This is a genomic window from Neorhizobium sp. P1_A6, assembly GCF_056406795.1.
Window position 1 is genome coordinate 128,817 of sequence record NZ_JBFTZM010000009.1, and the last position, 17,791, is coordinate 146,607.

Genomic DNA, 17,791 nt, shown 5'->3' on the forward strand with positions numbered 1-17,791 from the left:
GTGCAATCAGAATTCCTGCCAATCGTCGGATGCGACGGCCGCCGATCCGTGTGAGATAGCAGCCCTTGGCGCCGGCTTGGCACGTGGCGCCGGTACGGGCTGGCTCGGCCGCGTTGCCCGCATGGTCTGGGCAACCTGGCGCAGCGCCTGCGGCGCGCTTTGCATGTGGCCTGTCGCGTGTGCCGAAACGCGGAACCGTGCGACCAGCGACTTCAGCGTTTCCGCTTCCGTACTCAGCACCGTGCTCGCGGCGGTCGTCTCTTCCACCATCGCAGCATTCTGCTGGGTCACCTGGTCCATCTGGTTGACCGCCGAGTTGACCTCCTTGAGGCCGACCGCCTGTTCGCTCGCGGAAGCCGAGATCTGGCGGATCAATCCGTTGATCTGCATCACCTGCACTGCAATTTTCTGCAGCGTATCGCCAGCCTTGCCGACCAGTTCCACGCCGTCGCTGACCTGGCTGGTCGAGGCGTTGATGAGCGTCTTGATTTCCTTGGCGGCGTTTGCGGAACGCTGGGCGAGTTCGCGGACTTCCTGTGCGACGACAGCAAAACCCTTGCCGGCCTCGCCGGCGCGGGCAGCTTCCACGCCGGCATTGAGGGCGAGCAGGTTGGTTTGGAAGGCGATCTCGTCGATCACGCCGATGATGCGCGAGATTTCCTGCGAGGATCGGGCGATGCCCTGCATCGAGGCGACGGCCTTCTGCACCACTTCGCCCGACTTTTCCGCATCGTCACAGGCGAGGTTGACCGTACCGGCGGCCGAGCTGGCGTTCTCGGCGCTCGAGTTTACCTGCGCGGTGAGCTCGTTGAGTGCGGCTGCGGTTTCCTCGAGGCTGGCAGCCTGCTGCTCGGTCCGGCGCGACAGGTCCTGAGCGCTGGTTGTGATCTCGCGGCTGCCATTGCCGATATTGTAGACGGTCGAACTCACCGTCGCGATCGTCTCCTCAAGACTTTCCAGCGCCTTGTTGAAGTCGATCTTCAGCTTGGCATAGTCGCCCGGGAAATCGTCCTGGATGCGATAGCCGAGATTGCCATTGGAGAGTTCCGCCAGGCCATTGGCAAGCGAGGTGACGACGCGCTGCTGCTGCTGGGCGTTCGCTTCGCGCTCGCCTTCGGAACGGTGGCGCTCGCTTTCCGCCGCATGGCGCTGCGCTTCCGCCTCCGTTTCGAGCCGCCGGCCGTCCGCCAGTGTGTGGCGGAAGCCTTCGAGCGCGCCGGCGAGCGAGCCGATTTCGTCGGTGCGGTCCTGGCCCTCCACCGGCTGTTCGAAACGGCCCTTGCTTAAGGTATCGACGCTGCCGAGCAGCGCCCCCAGAGGCCGCCGCACGAAGACGGTGCTGCCGAAATAGAGGGTCGCGATGCAGGCCCCCATGATGACGATCCCGCCAAGCACCATCATCAGTGTCTGGTCCTGAACCGGCGCGGCAATCACGCTCTGCGGCACGTCCAGGACGATTGCCCAGGTGGCGTTGAGGTCCGGAACCGTGAACGGATAGACGACGCGTTCAAAGGGTTCCGCCGCATCGGCGGTCAGGTTGTCGAGCTGGACCGGCTGGTTCGACTTCAACGCGGCCAGCAGCTCGCTCGTTTTTTCGCCTTCGACCGGCTTCATCAGCTTGTCGGGATTGACAGGCACGATCCATTTGCCGCCTTGCGACACCAGGAGAACCCGGCCGGAGCCGAACGGCCGCATCGCCTGGAGCTTCTTTGTCAGGGTTGCCATCGAGACGTCGAGGCCGGCAACCCCGAGGAGCTTGGAGCCGGACATGACGGGGTAGGCGACAGAGCTCATGGCGACAGCATCGCCCGTCGTGCTTTCGATATAGGGCTGGGTGAGCGAGCCCTTCTTCGAGGTAGCCGCGAGCGAATACCATTCCGCCTGGGTGTCGATGTCGAAGACGCTATAGGCGATATCGCCGGTGCGGCTCTTGGTCCAGTAAGGGGCAAGCTCCCCCTTCTTGTTGGCGCCCATCTCCTTGTTGCCGACGAGCTCCGCGTTCTTCCCGTCGAATACGCCCGGAACTTCGGCGAACCAGCTGCCATAGGCAAAAGCATTCTGCTCCAGATTTGCCTTGAGAGCGTCGGTGACGCCCTTGCGGTCGAGATAACCCGCGGCATGGCCGCGGCCGATCACGCCCGCCATCGAACGTGCCGCGCCGGCAAGCTGGCCCATGTCGACGGCGACTTCGTTGGCGATCGAACGCGCCTCGGCCTGCGCCTGCGCCATGGTCAGCGTCGACACGCGATTGCGGGTTTGGGAAATCAGGAAGAAGTTGGAGAGAACCAGAACGACGGCGATTACCAGGCTCGTTACCAGTATGAGCTTCGTGGAGAGCGACTTGATCTTGAGCGAAAACATCGATTGCCTCGCGTTGCGGACAGAGGGGGGGCTCCTTCATGGAGCTGCCGCGAGGCGGATCGAATCTCGTCCCCGCTGAGATATCCGCGACCCTAAAAGCGATATGTTAATGTTGGCTAAAATTGTAAATACGTTCTCCCACGGCGCAGCGAGAGTAGCGGGGAATACCCGATCAAAGCAGCTTAGACCCTGGCATCGACCGCCTCGGCGGGCGGGATCGATGGCTGGGCGCCGCGGCTGAGGCAGGCGAGCGAACCGGCCACCGCGGCGCGGCGGAGCGCTTTCGCAAAATCGAGCCCCTGCTCGAGGCTGGCGGCCAGGTAACCGCAAAACGTGTCGCCGGCGCCGACCGTATCGACCGGTTCGATCTTCAATCCCTCGGCGGCGATGATCTCCCCGTCGCGGATCGCGACCACGCCGTCGCCGCCGAGCGTGACGACGTATGTCTGGCCGGTTTCCGCGTGCAGTTTTTTCAACATCTCCTGGCGCGCCGCAGCGTCCGGGATCGGGCTTCCGGCCAGCAATTCGAATTCGGTTTCATTGGCGACGACGATATCTGCAAGCCGGGCCAGCCGGGCCGCATCGCCGGTCAGCGGCGCAGTGTTGATCACCGTCTGAATGCTTTTGGCACGCGCTGCGTTGAGCGCCGTCTCTACCGTCCCGGTCGGAATTTCGAGCTGCAGCATCAGGATGTCGCCGATCTTCATGGCTTCGACCGCCGCCTCGGCCTGTGCCGTGCTCACGGTACCGTTGGCGCCGGCCACCACCGCGATCATGTTTTCGCCCGTGCCGCCCACCAGGATCAGAGCCGTGCCCGTTGGATCGGTTACGCGCGCGACCGCTGAGAGGTCTACCTTGGCGTCATCGAGAAGTGCCAGCGCCGGCGCAGCAAAACCATCTTCCCCAACGGCTCCCACCATATGCACGGAGCTTCCGGCACGGCGTGCTGCGAGCGCCTGGTTGGCGCCCTTACCACCGGCGGCCGTCGCAAAATTCGATCCCGCAACCGTCTCGCCCGGCTGGGGCAGACGTTCGGTCGTGGCGATGAGATCCATATTGATGGAGCCGAGGACGGTGATCATGGGCAGGCCTGCTTGCGTAAATTAAAGTCGCGCGACACTGCCCGAGAGGATCACTCCTCGTCAACCACCCGCAGCTTGAGCAGGCCGGTACGGCTTTCGACCGCCTTGGCTTGGGGCCGATCGCGGGCCACCTCGGCTTCGTGAGGCGCCTCCAGCTCGAGAGCCTCGATCTTGGCGCCGCGGCGGTTGAGCTTGTCGGTGGAGGTGAGGATCTGCTCGACATCCTTCTGCGCCGCGAAGAAATGTGTCTGCAGTTTGCGGGTGCGGTCGTCGAGGCGGGAAAGATCCTCGATCAGCAGCGCCACTTCGCCCTGGATGAGATGTGCCTGCTCGCGCATCCGCTGGTCCTTCAGCACGGCCTGTATGACCTGGATGGACAGCATCAGGAGAGAGGGCGAGACAATGACGATCCGGGATCGTTGCGCCTTCTGCACAGCGCTCTCGAAATGCTCATGGATCTCCGCGAAGATCGATTCCGACGGCACGAAGAGGAAAGCCATTTCCTGCGTTTCGCCCGGGATCAGGTACTTTTCCGAGACATCGCGGATGTGAACCTCGAGGTCGCGCTTGAAGGCCTGGGCGGCGGCCCGTCTCGCTTCGGGTGCCGCGGCCTCGCGAAAAGCGTTCCAGGCTTCGAGCGGAAATTTGGCATCGATCACCAGAGGCGGAGCGCCGTTCGGCATCCTGATCGTGCAGTCGGGCCGGGTGCCGTTCGAGAGCGTGGTCTGGAAACCGTAGGCCCCCATCGGCAATCCGTCGGCAACGATCGCTTCCATTCGGCCCTGGCCGAAGGCGCCGCGTGTCTGCTTGTTCGACAGGATTGCCTGCAGGCCGACGACGTCCTTTGCCAGCGTCTGGATATTGTTCTGGGCGGCGTCGATCACCGCCAGCCGTTCCTGCAGTCGCTGCAGGTTCTCTTGCGTCGACTTGGTCTGTTCGGTGATGCTAGCGCCGATCCGGTGCGTCATGCCATCGAGCCGCTGGCTGACCGACTGGTTCAGCTCCGATTGCCGCGTCGAAAGCGTCTCCGCCATTGCCGACAGCCGTCCCTGCATCTCGCTTTGCGCTCTCAGAAGTTCGGAAAGCCGGGCCTCGCCTTCCATTACCCGCAAGGCCGCATCTTCCTGCCGCCGAAGCGATGCGCGCCGGGCCAGGAACAGCCATAATAGTAGCAATGCCGCTCCACACATCACCGCCACGACGGCGGCGCGCGGATCGTCGAAGAAACGGGAAAGGCTCGCGACAAGATTATCCATGGCGGGAAACTAACAGAATTTTGCCGCTTGAAAAGATCAAAAGGTGAACATTTAGCTTCGTCCGGCCGTAATTTCTATTCCTTCGGAAAAAAAGATGGGTTATGGGAAGCCATGACGATCAAGCCTCTGATTATTCTGCCTGACCCGATCCTGCGTCAGGTTTCCAAGCCGATAGAGCGTGTTGACGCCGAGCTTCTGAGGCTCGCCGACGACATGCTGGAGACCATGTATGACGCGCCGGGCATCGGCCTTGCGGCGATCCAGATTGGCGTGCCGCGCCGCCTGCTGGTCGTCGACATTGCGCGCGAGGGCGAGGAAAAGCAGCCGCAGGTCTTCATCAATCCGGAAATCGTCAAATCCTCCGACGAGATCTCTGTATATGAAGAGGGCTGCCTTTCCATTCCGGAATATTATGCCGAGGTGGAACGCCCGGCGACCGTCAGCGTCAAGCATCTCGGCCGCGACGGCAAGGAATATGTGGTAGAGGCAGACGGCCTGCTCGCCACCTGCCTGCAGCATGAGATCGATCACCTGAATGGCGTGCTTTTCATCGACCATATCTCCCGCCTAAAGCGCGAGATGGTGATCAAGAAATTCACCAAGGCTGCCAAGTCCAAGGCGGTCTGAACCGTCGCTCGGGCGATCCGAGTTAAGAAGGCGCGGTCTCTTGAGACGCGGAACGACCATGTCTCTTCGCATCATCTTCATGGGAACGCCGGAATTTTCCGTGCCGACGCTGCAGAGCCTGAAACATGCGGGCCATGAGATCGTCGCCGTTTATACCCAGCCGCCGCGCCCGGGCGGCCGCCGCGGGCTCGATCTGGTCAAGTCGCCGGTCCATCAGGCCGCCGAACTGCTGGGCATTCCCGTTTTTACGCCGGCCAATTTCAAGGATCCCGATGAGCGCGAGAAATTCCGCGCACTCAAGGCGGATGTTGCCGTCGTCGTCGCCTACGGCCTTCTTCTGCCGGAAGCGATCCTGACGGGCACACAGCTCGGTTGTTACAACGGCCACGCTTCGCTCCTGCCGCGCTGGCGCGGTGCCGCGCCGATCCAGCGGGCGATCATGGCGGGTGACAAGAAGACCGGCATGATGGTCATGCAGATGGAAAAGGGCCTCGATACCGGCCCCGTCGCGCTGACGAGGGAAGTCGAAATCGGCGAGAACATGACGGCGGGCGAGCTGCACGACAAGCTGATGCTGGTCGGAGCCCGTGCGATGGTCGAGGCGATGGGGAAACTCGAAGCCGACGACCTGCCGCTGACGCCGCAATCGTCGGAAGGCGCGCTTTATGCCGCCAAGATCGACAAGGGCGAGACGCACATCGATTTTTTGAAGACCGCACGTGATGTGCATAACCACATCCGCGGTCTGTCGCCGTTTCCGGGCGCATGGTTCGAGGCGGAGATCAACGGCAAGCCGGAGCGCGTAAAGGTTCTCCTCTCGGAAGTCGGCGAGGGGCAGGGTGAGCCCGGAACGGTTCTGGACGAAGCGCTGACCGTAGCCTGCTGTGAAGGTGCGGTGAAGCTCCGCAAATTGCAGAAGGCCGGCGGCAAGCCGCTGGCCGCGGCGGATTTCCTGCGCGGGACGCCGCTTGGGCCGGGCACGAGGCTCTCCTGATGCCCCGATTCCGCATGGCCGTCGAATATGACGGCACGCCCTATGTCGGCTGGCAGAAGCAGAAGAACGGCCACTCGGTACAGTCGGCGCTTGAAAATGCCATCCTGTCTCTGACCAAGGAGCCCGTGGTGGTCAAGGGCGCCGGCCGCACCGATTCCGGCGTGCATGCGCGCGGACAGGTGGTGCATGTCGATCTCACGCGGTCGTGGCAGCCACACCGGCTGCGCGACGCGCTGAATGCCTATCTCGGCATGGCCAGGGAGAAAGTCGCCATCGTCAGCGTGCAGGTTGTCGATGATACGTTCGACGCTCGCTTTTCGGCTGTCCGGCGATACTACCTCTACCGTATCATTTCACGGGCCGGCCCGCTGGCGCTGGATGCGAAGCGTGCCTGGTGGGTCACCAAGGATCTGGATCATGAAGTCATGCATGCCGCCGCCCAGACCTTGGTCGGAAAGCACGATTTCACGACTTTTCGTTCGGTTCATTGCCAGGCGAAAAGCCCCGTCCGCACGCTGGACATACTGGATGTCACGCGCAGCGGCGACCTGATCGAAATCCGCGCGACGGCACAGAGTTTCCTGCACAATCAGATACGGTCGCTCGCCGGCACGCTGAAACTGGCCGGCGAAGGCCGCATGACGCCGGCGGATGTCCGCGCAGCATTGGACGCCCGGGACCGCAAGGCCTGCGGGCCGGTGGCACCGCCGGAGGGGCTTTATTTCATGCGGGTCGATTATCCAGGCGATCCCGTAGAGCCCTGAAGCGCTGGCTTCGTCAGAGTGGGTAAATGCCGAGGAAACGCTGCAGCGCTTCGGTCAGCAGCATGCTCGGCACGATCAGCACCAGCACCAGCGTGGTGATCATCAGCGGCTGCGGTCCGCAGATCATCCGCATCACCCGCGATATCGCGATGATCATCACGATCAGCAGCGCGAAATGGACCAGCGCCAGGGCGGTATCGAGTCTCGACGGCAACAGGAAGCGCAGGCTCAGCAGGCCGTAGAGATAGGCAAACGGAACCGAGAGCCAGTTGACGGTGACGACGACCGCCGGAAACTTTCGGGCGATGCCGAGCAGCGAGCAGAGTACGCCGGCAAGGATCAGCGGCACCAGCCAGTTGAAGATTTCCAGCATTGCCATGCGAACGAAGAAAATCCCGCCGATCCGGGCGCCGGACGGCATGCCCTCAAGCAGATAGTCGCGCCACCACAGCCACGAGATGAACGCGCCCGGCAGGCACCAGACGAACGCCCAGAACGAGCGCATCATGCCGCGATCGGAAATGTCGAGCAGGCGGAAACCCTGCGCATCGCCGCGGATAAGCAGCCAGAGACCGCTCAGATAAAGTCTGACTTCAGCATAGGAGGGCAAGGCGGCCTCCTCGCAAAACGGCGAAATCACGCATCAGGTTAACGAAACCCCCATGATATTCTCCAGTTCGCGCGCAACAAACATGTCGGTCAGGAGCACAAGTCCCAGGGTGGCAATGCGGATCATCACCGGGCCGCCCATGACTGTTCTTAGAACGCACCAGGCGAGGAAAAGCGCGGCGATCAGAATGGTTGCCGCCAGAATTATCGAAGCGTAACCGGCAAGCCCCATGGCGCCACCTTGCTGGGCAGATAGGAAAGCGATGGGCGAATAAACCGCATGGATCGCATAGGCGAGCGGGACGGCAAACCAGTTGCGCACCACGATCAGGATCGGCACGAGCGGCATGAAGCGCAGAATGAAGCCGAGGGCGATGAGCGCCGCGGCCGGCACGACCCACTGGGCCGCTTCGAGGACCAGCATCTTCAGGAAAAAGATGAAGGAATAGTCCTCGCGTTGAGGGAAATGACGAAGGTATTCCATCCGCTGAACGATCCAGCCGACAATCAATGCCGGCGCGCACCAGCCCGCCGCCCAGAACGAACGCAATACGCCCTGGTCCGAAATGTCGAACGGTCGCAGACCGCGCGCATCGCCCCTGATCAGCAGCCAGAGACCGCCGAGGTAGAGCCTGACTTCATGATAGGAGGGCATTATCGAACCAGCGGGAGATGAAGGTCCCATAGATTTGGGTGAGCGTCTCCAGATCGGCAAGGGCTACGCGCTCATCGATCATATGCATGGTCTGCCCGACAAGGCCAAATTCGACGACCGGGCAATAATCCTTGATGAACCGGGCATCCGAGGTGCCGCCTGTCGTCGAAAGTTTCGGCACCTTGCCGGTCACGTTTTCGACGGCACCCGATAGCGAAGCGATCAGGGCATTGTTGCGGGTCAGGAACACGTGGCTCGGGCGTTCTGCCCAGGTGATGTCGTAGCGCGCCGGATCGCGCTCCGGGCGCAGCGGGCTACCAATCGCTGCTGCGTCGAGCCGCCTGACGATCTCGGCTTTGACCGTATCGGCGGTCCAGGTGTCGTTGAAGCGGATGTTGAAGGCGAACGCCGCCTTGGCCGGAATGACGTTGGTCGCCGGATTGCCGATATCGATGGAGGTCACTTCCAGATTGGAGGCCGGGAATTCCGCCGTGCCGCCGTCGAAGGGCGGATTCATCAGCACTGAGGCGAGCGGCAGTAGGCCGCGTACCGGATTGTCGGCAAGGTGCGGGTAGGCCGCATGGCCCTGGACGCCGAAGACGGTGACCTTGCCGGAGACCGAACCGCGTCGGCCGATCTTGATCATGTCGCCGAGCGCATCCGGATTGGTCGGCTCGCCGACCAGGCAGGCATCCCAGGTCTCGCCCCTCTCGGCCGCCCATTTCAGCAGCTTCTCGGTGCCGTTGACGGCCGGGCCTTCCTCGTCGCCGGTGATCAGGAAGGAGATCGAGCCTCTTGGCGCGCCATGCAGATCGATATGGCGGGCGACCGCTGCGACGAAACAGGCAATGCCACCCTTCATGTCCACCGCGCCGCGGCCGAACAGCTCGCCGCCGACGATCTCGGCGGCAAAAGGCGGCTTACTCCAAGACGTCTCGTCTCCCGGCGGCACTACGTCCGTGTGGCCGGCAAACATCAGATGCGGGGCGTCGGTGCCGAGCCGGGCATAGAGGTTCTCGATGTCCGGCATGCCGGGTTCCGTCGCCACCATCCGCTCGACCTTGAATCCGAGCGGAAGCAGCATCGCCTCGAGCGCCGCAAGCGCGCCGCCCTCGGCAGGCGTCACCGAGGGGCAGCGGATCAGAGTCTGGAGATTGGCGATGGGATCGGCAGCAGGCATTTGATCGGATCAGTCCCGCAGCAGTTCGTTGATGGCGGTCTTGGAACGGGTCTGCTCGTCGACGCGCTTGACGATCACGGCACAATAAAGGCCCGGTCCCATGTCTCCGTTCGGGAACGGCTTGCCCGGCATCGTGCCGGCGACGACGACCGAGTAGGGCGGCACTTCGCCATAGCTGATCTCGCCGGTGGCACGATCGACGATCTTGGTCGACTTGCCGATGAACACGCCCATTCCGAGCACTGAGCCCTGGCGGACGATGCAGCCTTCGACCACTTCCGAACGGGCGCCGATGAAACAATTGTCCTCGATGATGGTCGGGCCGGCCTGCATCGGCTCCAGCACACCGCCGATGCCGACGCCGCCGGAAAGATGCACGTGCTTGCCGATCTGGGCGCAGGAGCCGACCGTCGCCCAGGTGTCGACCATCGTGCCTTCATCGACATAGGCGCCGAGGTTGACGAAGGATGGCATCAGGACGACGTTCTTGGCGATATGGGCCGAGCGCCGCACGACAGCGTTCGGCACGGCGCGGAAACCGGCAGCGCGGAACTGGGTTTCACCCCAGTTCTCGAATTTGGAAGGCACCTTGTCCCACCAGGTGGAGGCACCGGGGCCGTTCTTGACCACTTCCATGTCGTTGAGGCGGAAGGACAGCAGAACGGCCTTCTTCAGCCACTGGTGCACAGTCCAGGTTCCGTCTTCGCCGCGGCTTGCAACCCGTGCCTGACCGCTGTCAAGCAGGTTGAGCGCTTCCTCGACCGCATCGCGGATTTCCCCTTTGGTCGAAACCGTCACGCCGTCGCGGTTGTCGAAGGCGGTCTCGATGGTCTTTTCGAGAGAAGAGAAGTCGGGGCTGCTCATGGGAAATCCTTAAACGTCACTCTGTATCGTGATGGTGGGAGAGGTGGCCATTTGGTGTCTTTTGATCTAAGCGACCGCCACTCAAGCGTCAATGTGAATTGGCGTCAATGCATTTGACGCCGGAAGGATCATGCGAATGGCAAAGGCGAAGAAGGATGGCCCACGGCGCAAGGATGGGGCCTGGGATCCGCTGAAGGACAACAAGGCGGACAAAAACGACGCCGCAGTCCAGCCGCGGACGCCGCAGACGGAATCGCATTCCTATCGCCTCGCCTATGCGGATGACGAGTTCCTCAGCCGCGAGGAGCTTCGCCCCGTGCGTCTCCAGCTCGAGCTGATGAAGACGGAAATGGCACTCGCCGAGCGCGGCATCAAATCGACCGTGGTGCTGTTCGGCGGCGCGCGCATCCCGGCGCCCGGCCAGAGCGCCTGGGCCGCCCGCAATGATACGCAGCGCCAGAACCTCGAGGCGGCTTCCGTCTACTACGAGGAGGCGCGCAAGTTCGCCGCTCTCTGCGGCAGACATTCCGCAAGCTACAATCATCAGGAATATGTGGTGGTGACAGGCGGCGGGCCGGGCGTCATGGAGGCCGGCAACCGTGGTGCGGCTGATGCCGGTGCGCCGAGCATCGGCCTCAATATCATGCTGCCCCACGAGCAGGCCCCGAACCGCTACGTGACGCCAGAGCTCAGCTTCAATTTCCACTATTTTGCCATCCGCAAGATGCATTTCATGATGCGGGCCAAAGCGGTCGTCGTTTTTCCGGGTGGCTTCGGCACGCTGGACGAAATGTTCGAGGCGCTGACCCTCATCCAGACCAAGCGCATGGAACGCATGCCGCTCATCCTGTTCAGCGAAGCCTTCTGGCGCGGCATCATCAATTTTGGCGCGCTCGCGGAATTCGGGACGATCGCTCCGGACGATCTCAACCTCATCAATTTCGTGGAAACCGCGGAAGAGGCGTGGAAGATCATCTCGGATTTCTACGAGCATTGAAGGCTTGATTGAAAGTCGCGAAGTTCGCGACTAGATTGTCGCTAGAGGATGGTACCGATGAGCGATGAAGTCGTAGATCTGAATTTTCTGGCCAAGCTTGGGCAGCGGACAAATGACGAAGTTCGCGCCCTTCGCAAGGAGGTTTCTGAAATCAGGACCCTGGCGATCCAGACTTATGAATTTTCGAAGCGCCTGGAACGACGTCAGGCGGAAGTTCGGGATGATCTCGAGCTCTCTATCAAAATCGAACTTGGCGGGGCTTTGTCCCACATGCAGTCGACGATCGAGCAGTCGCTTGTCCGCATCGAGGACAAGGTGGAGGAGGTCGCGGACCGAGTGTCCGCAGTCGAGCACAGACCTTCCTGATTGCGGGCTTTATCTGATCCGAAAAATAAAAGAACCCGCCCTTTGGGGAAAGGGCGGGTCCTTGGGACGACTGTCGGAACTAGTTCCAAGGGGGCGGAGAACTAGAGGGGGCGGTCCGGCAAGTCGTCGATGGAAATGGTTCCATCCTTGTTGGTGTCCATGCGGGCGAACAGCTTGTCGGATGCGGCAGAAGCTTCTGCCTTGGTGATCTTCCCATCCTTGTCTTCATCAACCATGCGGAACATGCCCTGGCCCATTATCTGGCGGCCATGCGGGCGTTCCCAGCGGGCGTCCTCGCGGCCCCAGCCATGGCGGCCCTGGTCGTCGCGGTTCCAGGCGGAATGATCGCGGTCGCGGCGATGGTCGTCGCGCCGATCTGCCATGTCGCGGTTGGACTGGTCGTCCTTTTTGTCCGCGGTGTTGGCGACTTCCGGCTGGTTGTTCTTGCGGAACTCTTCCATCTTCGCCTGGCGATAATCGAACATTTCGCCGCGCGTCAGAGAGCCGTCCTTGTTGGCGTCGATTGCCGCAAAGAGCTTGTCCTGGAAGGCAGTCATCTCGTCCTTGGAGATTTTGCCATCCTTGTCGGCATCGGCGTTCTTCAGCAGGCGGACGAACATCACGTCCTGCATCATGGCGCGGCCGGGACCATTATGGCGGCCGGGACCATCACGCCCTGGGGCTGCAAAGGCCGGGATAGCTGCGCCGGCGATCAGCGCTGCTCCAAGGGTCGCCAGAACGATCTTTCTTGCGGTCATTGTGGTGGTCCTTCAGGTTGTTTCGATAGCCTGAAGATAGAGACCGCCGCGGTCAAAACCACTTAAACATCCGTAATGTGGATGAACTTTTCGTAATGGCGATAAAACGTTAGCGGATGTTGAGGCCGGTGAGGAAACCCGTCAGGTCGTCGGTCACGTAGTCGATGTGATCGTCCTCATCGGTAAGCTTCTCCCAACGTTCCATCAGCACAGCATCCAGATTGCGCGGCACCAGAAGGACGGTGCGCATGCCGAGTGCTTTCGGCACCTGCAGATTGCGTGGCAGATCCTCGAACATCGCAGCACTCTTCGTATCGACCCGGTGCATGCTCGCGAATTTGTCGTAAGTCGCGCCTGCCGGTTTCGGTACGTAGTCGGCCGCGACGATGTCGAATATATCGTCGAAATTATCGAGAATGCCGAGTGCCCGCGCCGCCGCTTCCGCATGTGGCACGCTGCCATTGGTGAAGATGAACTTGCGGCCGGGAAGGGCCTTGATCGCCTCGCCAAGTTCCGGATGCGGCAACAGCGCCGAATAGTCGATCGCATGCGCCTGTTCGAGAAACCCGTCCGGATCGATGCCGTGGTTCAGCATCAAGCCCTGCAGCGTCGTGCCGTGTTCATGGTAATAGCGCTTCTGCAGCGCTTTCGCTTCCGCCGGCTCCAGCTGCAGCAATTCCTGCACATAGGCCGTCATGTTCTTGTCGATCTGCGCGAACAGATCGATGTGATGCGGATAGAGCGTGTTGTCGAGATCGAACACCCAGTCGCGGACATGGGCGAAATCGGCGGGATCGGGCGAGGTCTGCGGCTTTTTTTCCATGGCGGCTTTATGCACCGGCACGGCGGCAAAGAAAACGAAAAAGACATACGCTTTCGGCCAGAGCCGGCCTTGGCGATCTGCCGGAACGCGTGATACCGCCAGTCTATGGAACTCTGGATCCCCATCACCATCGCTGCCGCCTTTCTGCAGAACCTGCGCTCTGCCCTGCAGAAGCATCTCCAAGGCTCGCTTGGCACGCGCGGAGCGAGCTTTGTGCGCTTCGGCTACGGTTTTCCGATCGCGATCCTCTATGTCCTGTGCCTTCACCATGTCACCGGTTACCCGTTCCCGGCACTGAACTGGACCTTCGCCTTATGGGCGGTGATCGGCGGGCTGGCACAGATCTTTGCGACCATGATGCTGGTGCATCTCTTCTCGCTCAGGAATTTTGCGGTCGGAACGGCTTATTCCAAGACCGAGCCGGTGCAGGCTGCCATATTTGGCTTCATTCTGCTCGGCGAAAAGCTGACGCCGGGCTCGGTTGCCGCAATCATCGTCGGCGTTATCGGCGTAATGACGATCTCGATGGCGCGCATGCCGCTGTCCTGGCGCAACATGATAGTCGCCATGACCAGCCGCACTGCCTTGATCGGCATCGCGTCAGGCGCGGTCTTCGGTATTTCGGCCGTCTCCTACCGCAGCGCGTCGCTGTCGCTCGGCGGTCCCGGTCCGGTCATGGAGGCCGCGGTGACGCTCGCCTGTGTCACGACTTTCCAGACCGCCTTCATGCTGGTCTGGATGTTCTGGAGGGACAAGCGTGAGATCGTCCAAGTCGTTCTCTCGTGGCGTTCATCCTCTCTCGTCGGCCTGGCAGGCGTGGTCGGCTCGGCCGGCTGGTTCACCGCCATGACCCTGCAGCAGGTGGCCTATGTCCGCGCGCTCGGGCAGATCGAGCTCGTCTTCACCTTCATGGCGTCTTATTTCCTTTTCCATGAACGGGTGAACCGCATGGAGGTGTTTGGCTGCCTCTTGATCGTCGGCGGCATCCTCGGGTTGCTCTTTTCCTGATCGACGCCCGATTTGCGGCGGCATCCGTCACCGAAACCGGTTAGGGTATTCCGATCAATGGGAGGATCATTCATGCTGGAGAAAGACAAGGCAGCCGCGTTCGCAGCACTTCACCAGAAGGGCAACCCGGTCATCATCTACAACATCTGGGATGCAGGCACTGCCAGGGCGGTTGCGGATGCTGGGGCGAAGGCGCTCGGCACTGGAAGCTGGTCGGTCGCCGCAGCGCAAGGGTATGCCGATGGCGAAAACCTGCCGCTCGATGCATTGCTTGCCACGGCGAAATCGATCACCGCGGCCGTTGACCTGCCGCTTTCGGTGGATTTCGAGGGCGGTTATGCGGAAGATCCGGCCGAGCTGGCGGCAAATGTCGCGAGAGTCATCGACGCGGGCGCGATCGGCATCAATTTCGAGGATCAGGTCATCGGCGGCAGCGGTATCTATCCCGTGGAGCAGCAGGCCGATCGCATCCGTGCGATCCGGGCCCTGGCAGACACGCGCGATATGCCGTTCTTCATCAACGCCCGGACCGATCTTTTCCTTCAGGAAGGCGACCGGACGAAGCATGCCGCGCTTCTCGATCAGGCGATCGAACGCGCCAGAGCCTATGCCGAGGCTGGGGCCAACGGTTTCTTTGCGCCGGGACTGGCCGATGAGGGGTTGATCGAGACGCTGTGCAAGGCCTCGCCACTTCCAGTCAACATCATGATGTTCAGTGGCGTTCCGTCGCCGAAACGCCTCGGCGAACTTGGTGTCGGTCGGGTCAGCTACGGGCCGGGTCCCTACCGGGCGATGATGGCGAAGCTGAAGGAAGACGCCGCGGCGGTTTTCACCGCCGCCGGCTGAGCATCGGAGGCATCGGCGATCAGGGAACGATCAGTGTGCCGGCGCCGTGTTCGGTGAAGATTTCGAGCAGGACCGAGTGGGCGGTCTTGCCGTTCAGGATGACGACGCCCTGCACGCCGGCCTTGATCGCCTCGATGCAGGTCTCGACCTTCGGGATCATCCCGCCGGAGATCGTGCCGTCCTTGATGAGGGCCTGGGCCTGGGCGACCGTCAGTTCCTTGATCAGCTGCTTGTCCTTATCGAGGACGCCCGGAACGTCGGTGAGGAAGAGCAGGCGGGTGGCGCTGAGCGCGCCGGCGATGGCGCCTGCGAACGTGTCGGCATTGATGTTGTAGGTGGCGCCGTCGCGGCCCGGAGCAACCGGGGCGATGACCGGGATCATTTCCGACTTGGCGAGCAGGTCAAGCAACGTGCGGTCAACTTCCACCACCTCGCCGACGAAGCCGAGGTCGAGAACCCGCTCGATATTGCTGTCCGGATCGATGACGGTCTTCTTGGCCTTTTCGGCGAAGACCATGTTACCGTCCTTGCCGCAAAGGCCGATCGCCCATTCGCCGGTCTGGTTGATCAGCGCGACGATTTCCTTGTTGATCGAGCCGGCGAGAACCATTTCGACGATCTCGACCGTCTTCTGGTCGGTGACGCGCAGGCCGGCTTCGAACTTGGATTCGATGCCCATCTTCGTCAGCATCGCACCGATCTGCGGACCCCCGCCATGCACGACGATCGGATTGACGCCGGACTGCTTGAGAAGCGCGATATCCGCCGCGAAAGCCTTGCCGAGCTCCGTGTCACCCATGGCATGGCCGCCGTATTTCACGACGATAGTCTTGTTTTCGTAACGCTGCATATAGGGCAGCGCCTGTGCCAGAAGCTTTGCCTGAAGTTCGCTTTCGGAAGCCGTCATGGGATACCCCTGAATATTGAGTGGGGCCTTTTAGCGCATGTTTTTGACAGAGGAAATAATAAGTCCGGAGATTATCGCGCAATCGACGGAGCGGTGCAGGCCAAATGGAGCGCCGCATGCCGGCACGAACGCCGATCAGGGGCATGGTGGTCAAGCGGATTGCGGGCGCTACGACAAATATAGACAAATAGAAACAAAGGCTTGATGTTTATTTTCCGGCTTTCTCATTGCCGCTGAAACTCTTCCTCTCCGGCTTCCGTCTCTTGTGATGTCTCCGCCGATGTCGGGACGCCAGGCCTTGGGAGGCGCGCATCCGCGCCGGGGCAACAAGATTCGTTGAGAGGAAGCCATCATGTTGAAGACCGCACTCCGCACGCTCGCCATCGCGACCGTTCTGTCCGCCGCCACAGTCACCGCCTTCGCCGCCAATCCCAAAGTCGGCGGCGCGGCGATGTATGAAGGCAAGAACATCGTCGAAAACGCCGTGAACTCCAAGGACCACACGACGCTCGTCGCTGCCGTCAAGGCTGCCGGTCTGGTCGAGACGCTCCAGGGCAAGGGCCCGTTCACGGTCTTTGCGCCCACCAACGAAGCCTTCGCCGCTCTGCCCAAAGGCACGGTCGAAACGCTGCTGAAGCCGGAAAACAAGGCTCAGCTTACCAAGGTGCTGACCTGCCACGTGGTTGCGGCGGACGCGATGTCCACGGCCATCGAAAAGATGATCAAGGACGACAAGGGCGCCCATGACGTCAAGACCGTTGGCGGCTGCATTCTGAAGGCCAAGGAAAACATGGGCAAGATCACGCTCACCGACGAGATGGGTGGCGTAGCACATGTGACGATCGCCGACGTCAAGCAGTCGAACGGCGTCATTCACGTGGTCGATAAGGTCCTGCTCCCGAAAATGTAAAAGCCGGTCACGCGTTTGGGGCTTTTACATCGGTATCCGGTCGCCTCTCCTCGGAGGCGGCCGGATCCGCCGTTTCAAGAACAGTGTCAGACCGGCCGGCCGACGGTTTCGGCAATTGCCTGGCGCAGCTCGTCTATCCCCTTGCCCTTTTCGGAGGAGGTGGAGAGCACGAACGGGAAGGCGGCGGGATGCTTGCGGATCTTTTCCTGCGTCTCGGCCAGCAGCTTCACCACGGCTGGTTCCTTGATCTTGTCCGTCTTGGTCAGCACGATCTGATAGGAGACGGCGGCCTTGTCGAGGAGGTCCAGGACTTCGTCGTCGTTCTTCTTGATGCCGTGACGGCTGTCGATCAGCAGATAGACGCGCTTCAGCGTTGCGCGGCCGCGCAGATAGTCGAAGACGAGCTTGGTCCAGGCGTCCACATTCTCTTTCGGGGCCTTCGCGTAGCCGTAACCCGGCATGTCGACCAGCGCCATAGGGGGAAGGTCGGTACCTGCGCCCGAATAGCCATCCGGCACGAAATAGTTGAGCTCCTGGGTCCGGCCGGGCGTATTGGAGGTGCGCGCCAAACCCTTCTGGCCGACGAGCGCATTGATCAGCGACGACTTGCCGACGTTCGAGCGGCCGGCAAAGGCGACTTCCAGCGGGCCTTCCGGGGGCAGGAACTTCATCGAGGGCACACCGCGGATGAAGATCCAGGGGCGGCCGAATAGCGGTTTGTCGTCCGTGCTCATGTCTGCGGGCATCGGTTCTGGTCGTCCTGTTTTGTCGAAGGGCACGGCTT

The 17,791-nt window shown here is 61.7% G+C and carries 19 protein-coding genes; 8 read left to right on the forward strand and 11 right to left on the reverse strand.

Annotated features, from left to right (window positions below; all coding sequences use genetic code 11):
- Positions 1–6: 6 nt before the first annotated feature.
- The 3 genes from AC1D3C_RS18995 to AC1D3C_RS19005 form a co-directional block, all read right to left on the reverse strand.
- Complete coding sequence (locus AC1D3C_RS18995; protein ID WP_477483953.1) at positions 7–2,361, reverse strand: methyl-accepting chemotaxis protein; 2,355 nt, start codon at positions 2,359–2,361, stop codon at positions 7–9.
- Between the two features lie 182 nt (positions 2,362–2,543).
- Positions 2,544–3,443: a ribokinase gene (locus tag AC1D3C_RS19000; RefSeq protein WP_477483954.1), complete on the reverse strand. Its 900-nt coding sequence runs from the start codon at positions 3,441–3,443 to the stop codon at positions 2,544–2,546.
- Positions 3,444–3,493: 50 nt separating this feature from the next.
- A complete protein-coding gene (locus AC1D3C_RS19005) occupies positions 3,494–4,699 on the reverse strand; it encodes a DNA recombination protein RmuC (RefSeq protein ID WP_477483955.1) in 1,206 nt (401 codons plus the stop codon).
- Positions 4,700–4,810: 111 nt separating this feature from the next.
- Between AC1D3C_RS19005 and def the strand changes: the two genes are divergently transcribed.
- Genes def through truA form a run of 3 tightly spaced genes read left to right on the forward strand, consistent with a single transcriptional unit; the run spans position 4,811 to position 7,084 of the window.
- Positions 4,811–5,326: a peptide deformylase gene (gene def / locus AC1D3C_RS19010; RefSeq protein ID WP_477483956.1), complete on the forward strand. Its 516-nt coding sequence runs from the start codon at positions 4,811–4,813 to the stop codon at positions 5,324–5,326.
- A gap of 58 nt (positions 5,327–5,384) precedes the next feature.
- Positions 5,385–6,320, forward strand: coding sequence for a methionyl-tRNA formyltransferase (gene fmt, locus AC1D3C_RS19015; protein WP_038539244.1), 936 nt, complete (start codon positions 5,385–5,387; stop codon positions 6,318–6,320).
- Entirely contained in the window at positions 6,320–7,084 is a 765-nt protein-coding gene (truA, locus tag AC1D3C_RS19020; RefSeq protein ID WP_477483957.1) for a tRNA pseudouridine(38-40) synthase TruA, read from the forward strand. Before fmt ends, truA begins: the two co-directional genes overlap by 1 nt.
- A gap of 13 nt (positions 7,085–7,097) precedes the next feature.
- On the opposite strand, the gene AC1D3C_RS19025 is transcribed toward truA, so the two are convergent.
- The 4 genes from AC1D3C_RS19025 to dapD are packed head-to-tail and all read right to left on the reverse strand — an operon-like array spanning position 7,098 to position 10,392.
- Entirely contained in the window at positions 7,098–7,694 is a 597-nt protein-coding gene (locus AC1D3C_RS19025; protein ID WP_477483958.1) for a hypothetical protein, read from the reverse strand.
- A 33-nt stretch (positions 7,695–7,727) separates the two neighbouring features.
- Entirely contained in the window at positions 7,728–8,348 is a 621-nt protein-coding gene (locus AC1D3C_RS19030) for a hypothetical protein (protein WP_477483959.1), read from the reverse strand.
- Positions 8,332–9,528, reverse strand: coding sequence for a succinyl-diaminopimelate desuccinylase (dapE, locus tag AC1D3C_RS19035; protein WP_477483960.1), 1,197 nt, complete (start codon positions 9,526–9,528; stop codon positions 8,332–8,334). The genes AC1D3C_RS19030 and dapE overlap by 17 nt, the downstream gene beginning before the upstream one ends.
- Before the next feature lie 9 nt (positions 9,529–9,537).
- The gene (gene dapD, locus AC1D3C_RS19040) at positions 9,538–10,392 is read right to left on the reverse strand and encodes a 2,3,4,5-tetrahydropyridine-2,6-dicarboxylate N-succinyltransferase (protein ID WP_477483961.1); all 855 of its coding nucleotides are present in this window, start codon (positions 10,390–10,392) and stop codon (positions 9,538–9,540) included.
- 136 nt (positions 10,393–10,528) lie between these two features.
- Between dapD and AC1D3C_RS19045 the strand changes: the two genes are divergently transcribed.
- Positions 10,529–11,389 (forward strand): LOG family protein, encoded by an 861-nt coding sequence (locus AC1D3C_RS19045; protein WP_477483962.1) that lies wholly within the window; start codon positions 10,529–10,531, stop codon positions 11,387–11,389.
- A 57-nt stretch (positions 11,390–11,446) separates the two neighbouring features.
- Entirely contained in the window at positions 11,447–11,755 is a 309-nt protein-coding gene (locus AC1D3C_RS19050; protein WP_477483963.1) for a hypothetical protein, read from the forward strand.
- Positions 11,756–11,856: 101 nt separating this feature from the next.
- Here the strand turns inward: AC1D3C_RS19050 and AC1D3C_RS19055 are convergent, their stop codons facing one another.
- Both AC1D3C_RS19055 and AC1D3C_RS19060 read right to left on the reverse strand, forming a co-directional pair.
- Positions 11,857–12,513 (reverse strand): calcium-binding protein, encoded by a 657-nt coding sequence (locus tag AC1D3C_RS19055; RefSeq protein WP_477483964.1) that lies wholly within the window; start codon positions 12,511–12,513, stop codon positions 11,857–11,859.
- 109 nt (positions 12,514–12,622) lie between these two features.
- Entirely contained in the window at positions 12,623–13,336 is a 714-nt protein-coding gene (locus AC1D3C_RS19060) for a pyrimidine 5'-nucleotidase (RefSeq protein WP_477483965.1), read from the reverse strand.
- Between the two features lie 105 nt (positions 13,337–13,441).
- Here AC1D3C_RS19060 and AC1D3C_RS19065 point away from each other — a divergent pair, with 105 nt between their 5' ends.
- Positions 13,442–14,344, forward strand: a complete 903-nt coding sequence (locus AC1D3C_RS19065; RefSeq protein WP_477483966.1) for a DMT family transporter — start codon at positions 13,442–13,444, stop codon at positions 14,342–14,344.
- Between the two features lie 72 nt (positions 14,345–14,416).
- Positions 14,417–15,190: an isocitrate lyase/PEP mutase family protein gene (locus AC1D3C_RS19070; RefSeq protein WP_477483967.1), complete on the forward strand. Its 774-nt coding sequence runs from the start codon at positions 14,417–14,419 to the stop codon at positions 15,188–15,190.
- Between the two features lie 19 nt (positions 15,191–15,209).
- Here the strand turns inward: AC1D3C_RS19070 and argB are convergent, their stop codons facing one another.
- Positions 15,210–16,097: an acetylglutamate kinase gene (gene argB / locus AC1D3C_RS19075; protein ID WP_038539277.1), complete on the reverse strand. Its 888-nt coding sequence runs from the start codon at positions 16,095–16,097 to the stop codon at positions 15,210–15,212.
- Positions 16,098–16,449: 352 nt separating this feature from the next.
- On the opposite strand from argB, the gene AC1D3C_RS19080 reads away from it, so the two are divergent.
- Positions 16,450–17,007, forward strand: coding sequence for a fasciclin domain-containing protein (locus AC1D3C_RS19080; protein ID WP_247136741.1), 558 nt, complete (start codon positions 16,450–16,452; stop codon positions 17,005–17,007).
- A gap of 86 nt (positions 17,008–17,093) precedes the next feature.
- Here the strand turns inward: AC1D3C_RS19080 and yihA are convergent, their stop codons facing one another.
- Positions 17,094–17,741 (reverse strand): ribosome biogenesis GTP-binding protein YihA/YsxC, encoded by a 648-nt coding sequence (gene yihA / locus AC1D3C_RS19085; protein ID WP_477484031.1) that lies wholly within the window; start codon positions 17,739–17,741, stop codon positions 17,094–17,096.
- Positions 17,742–17,791 lie beyond the last annotated feature (50 nt).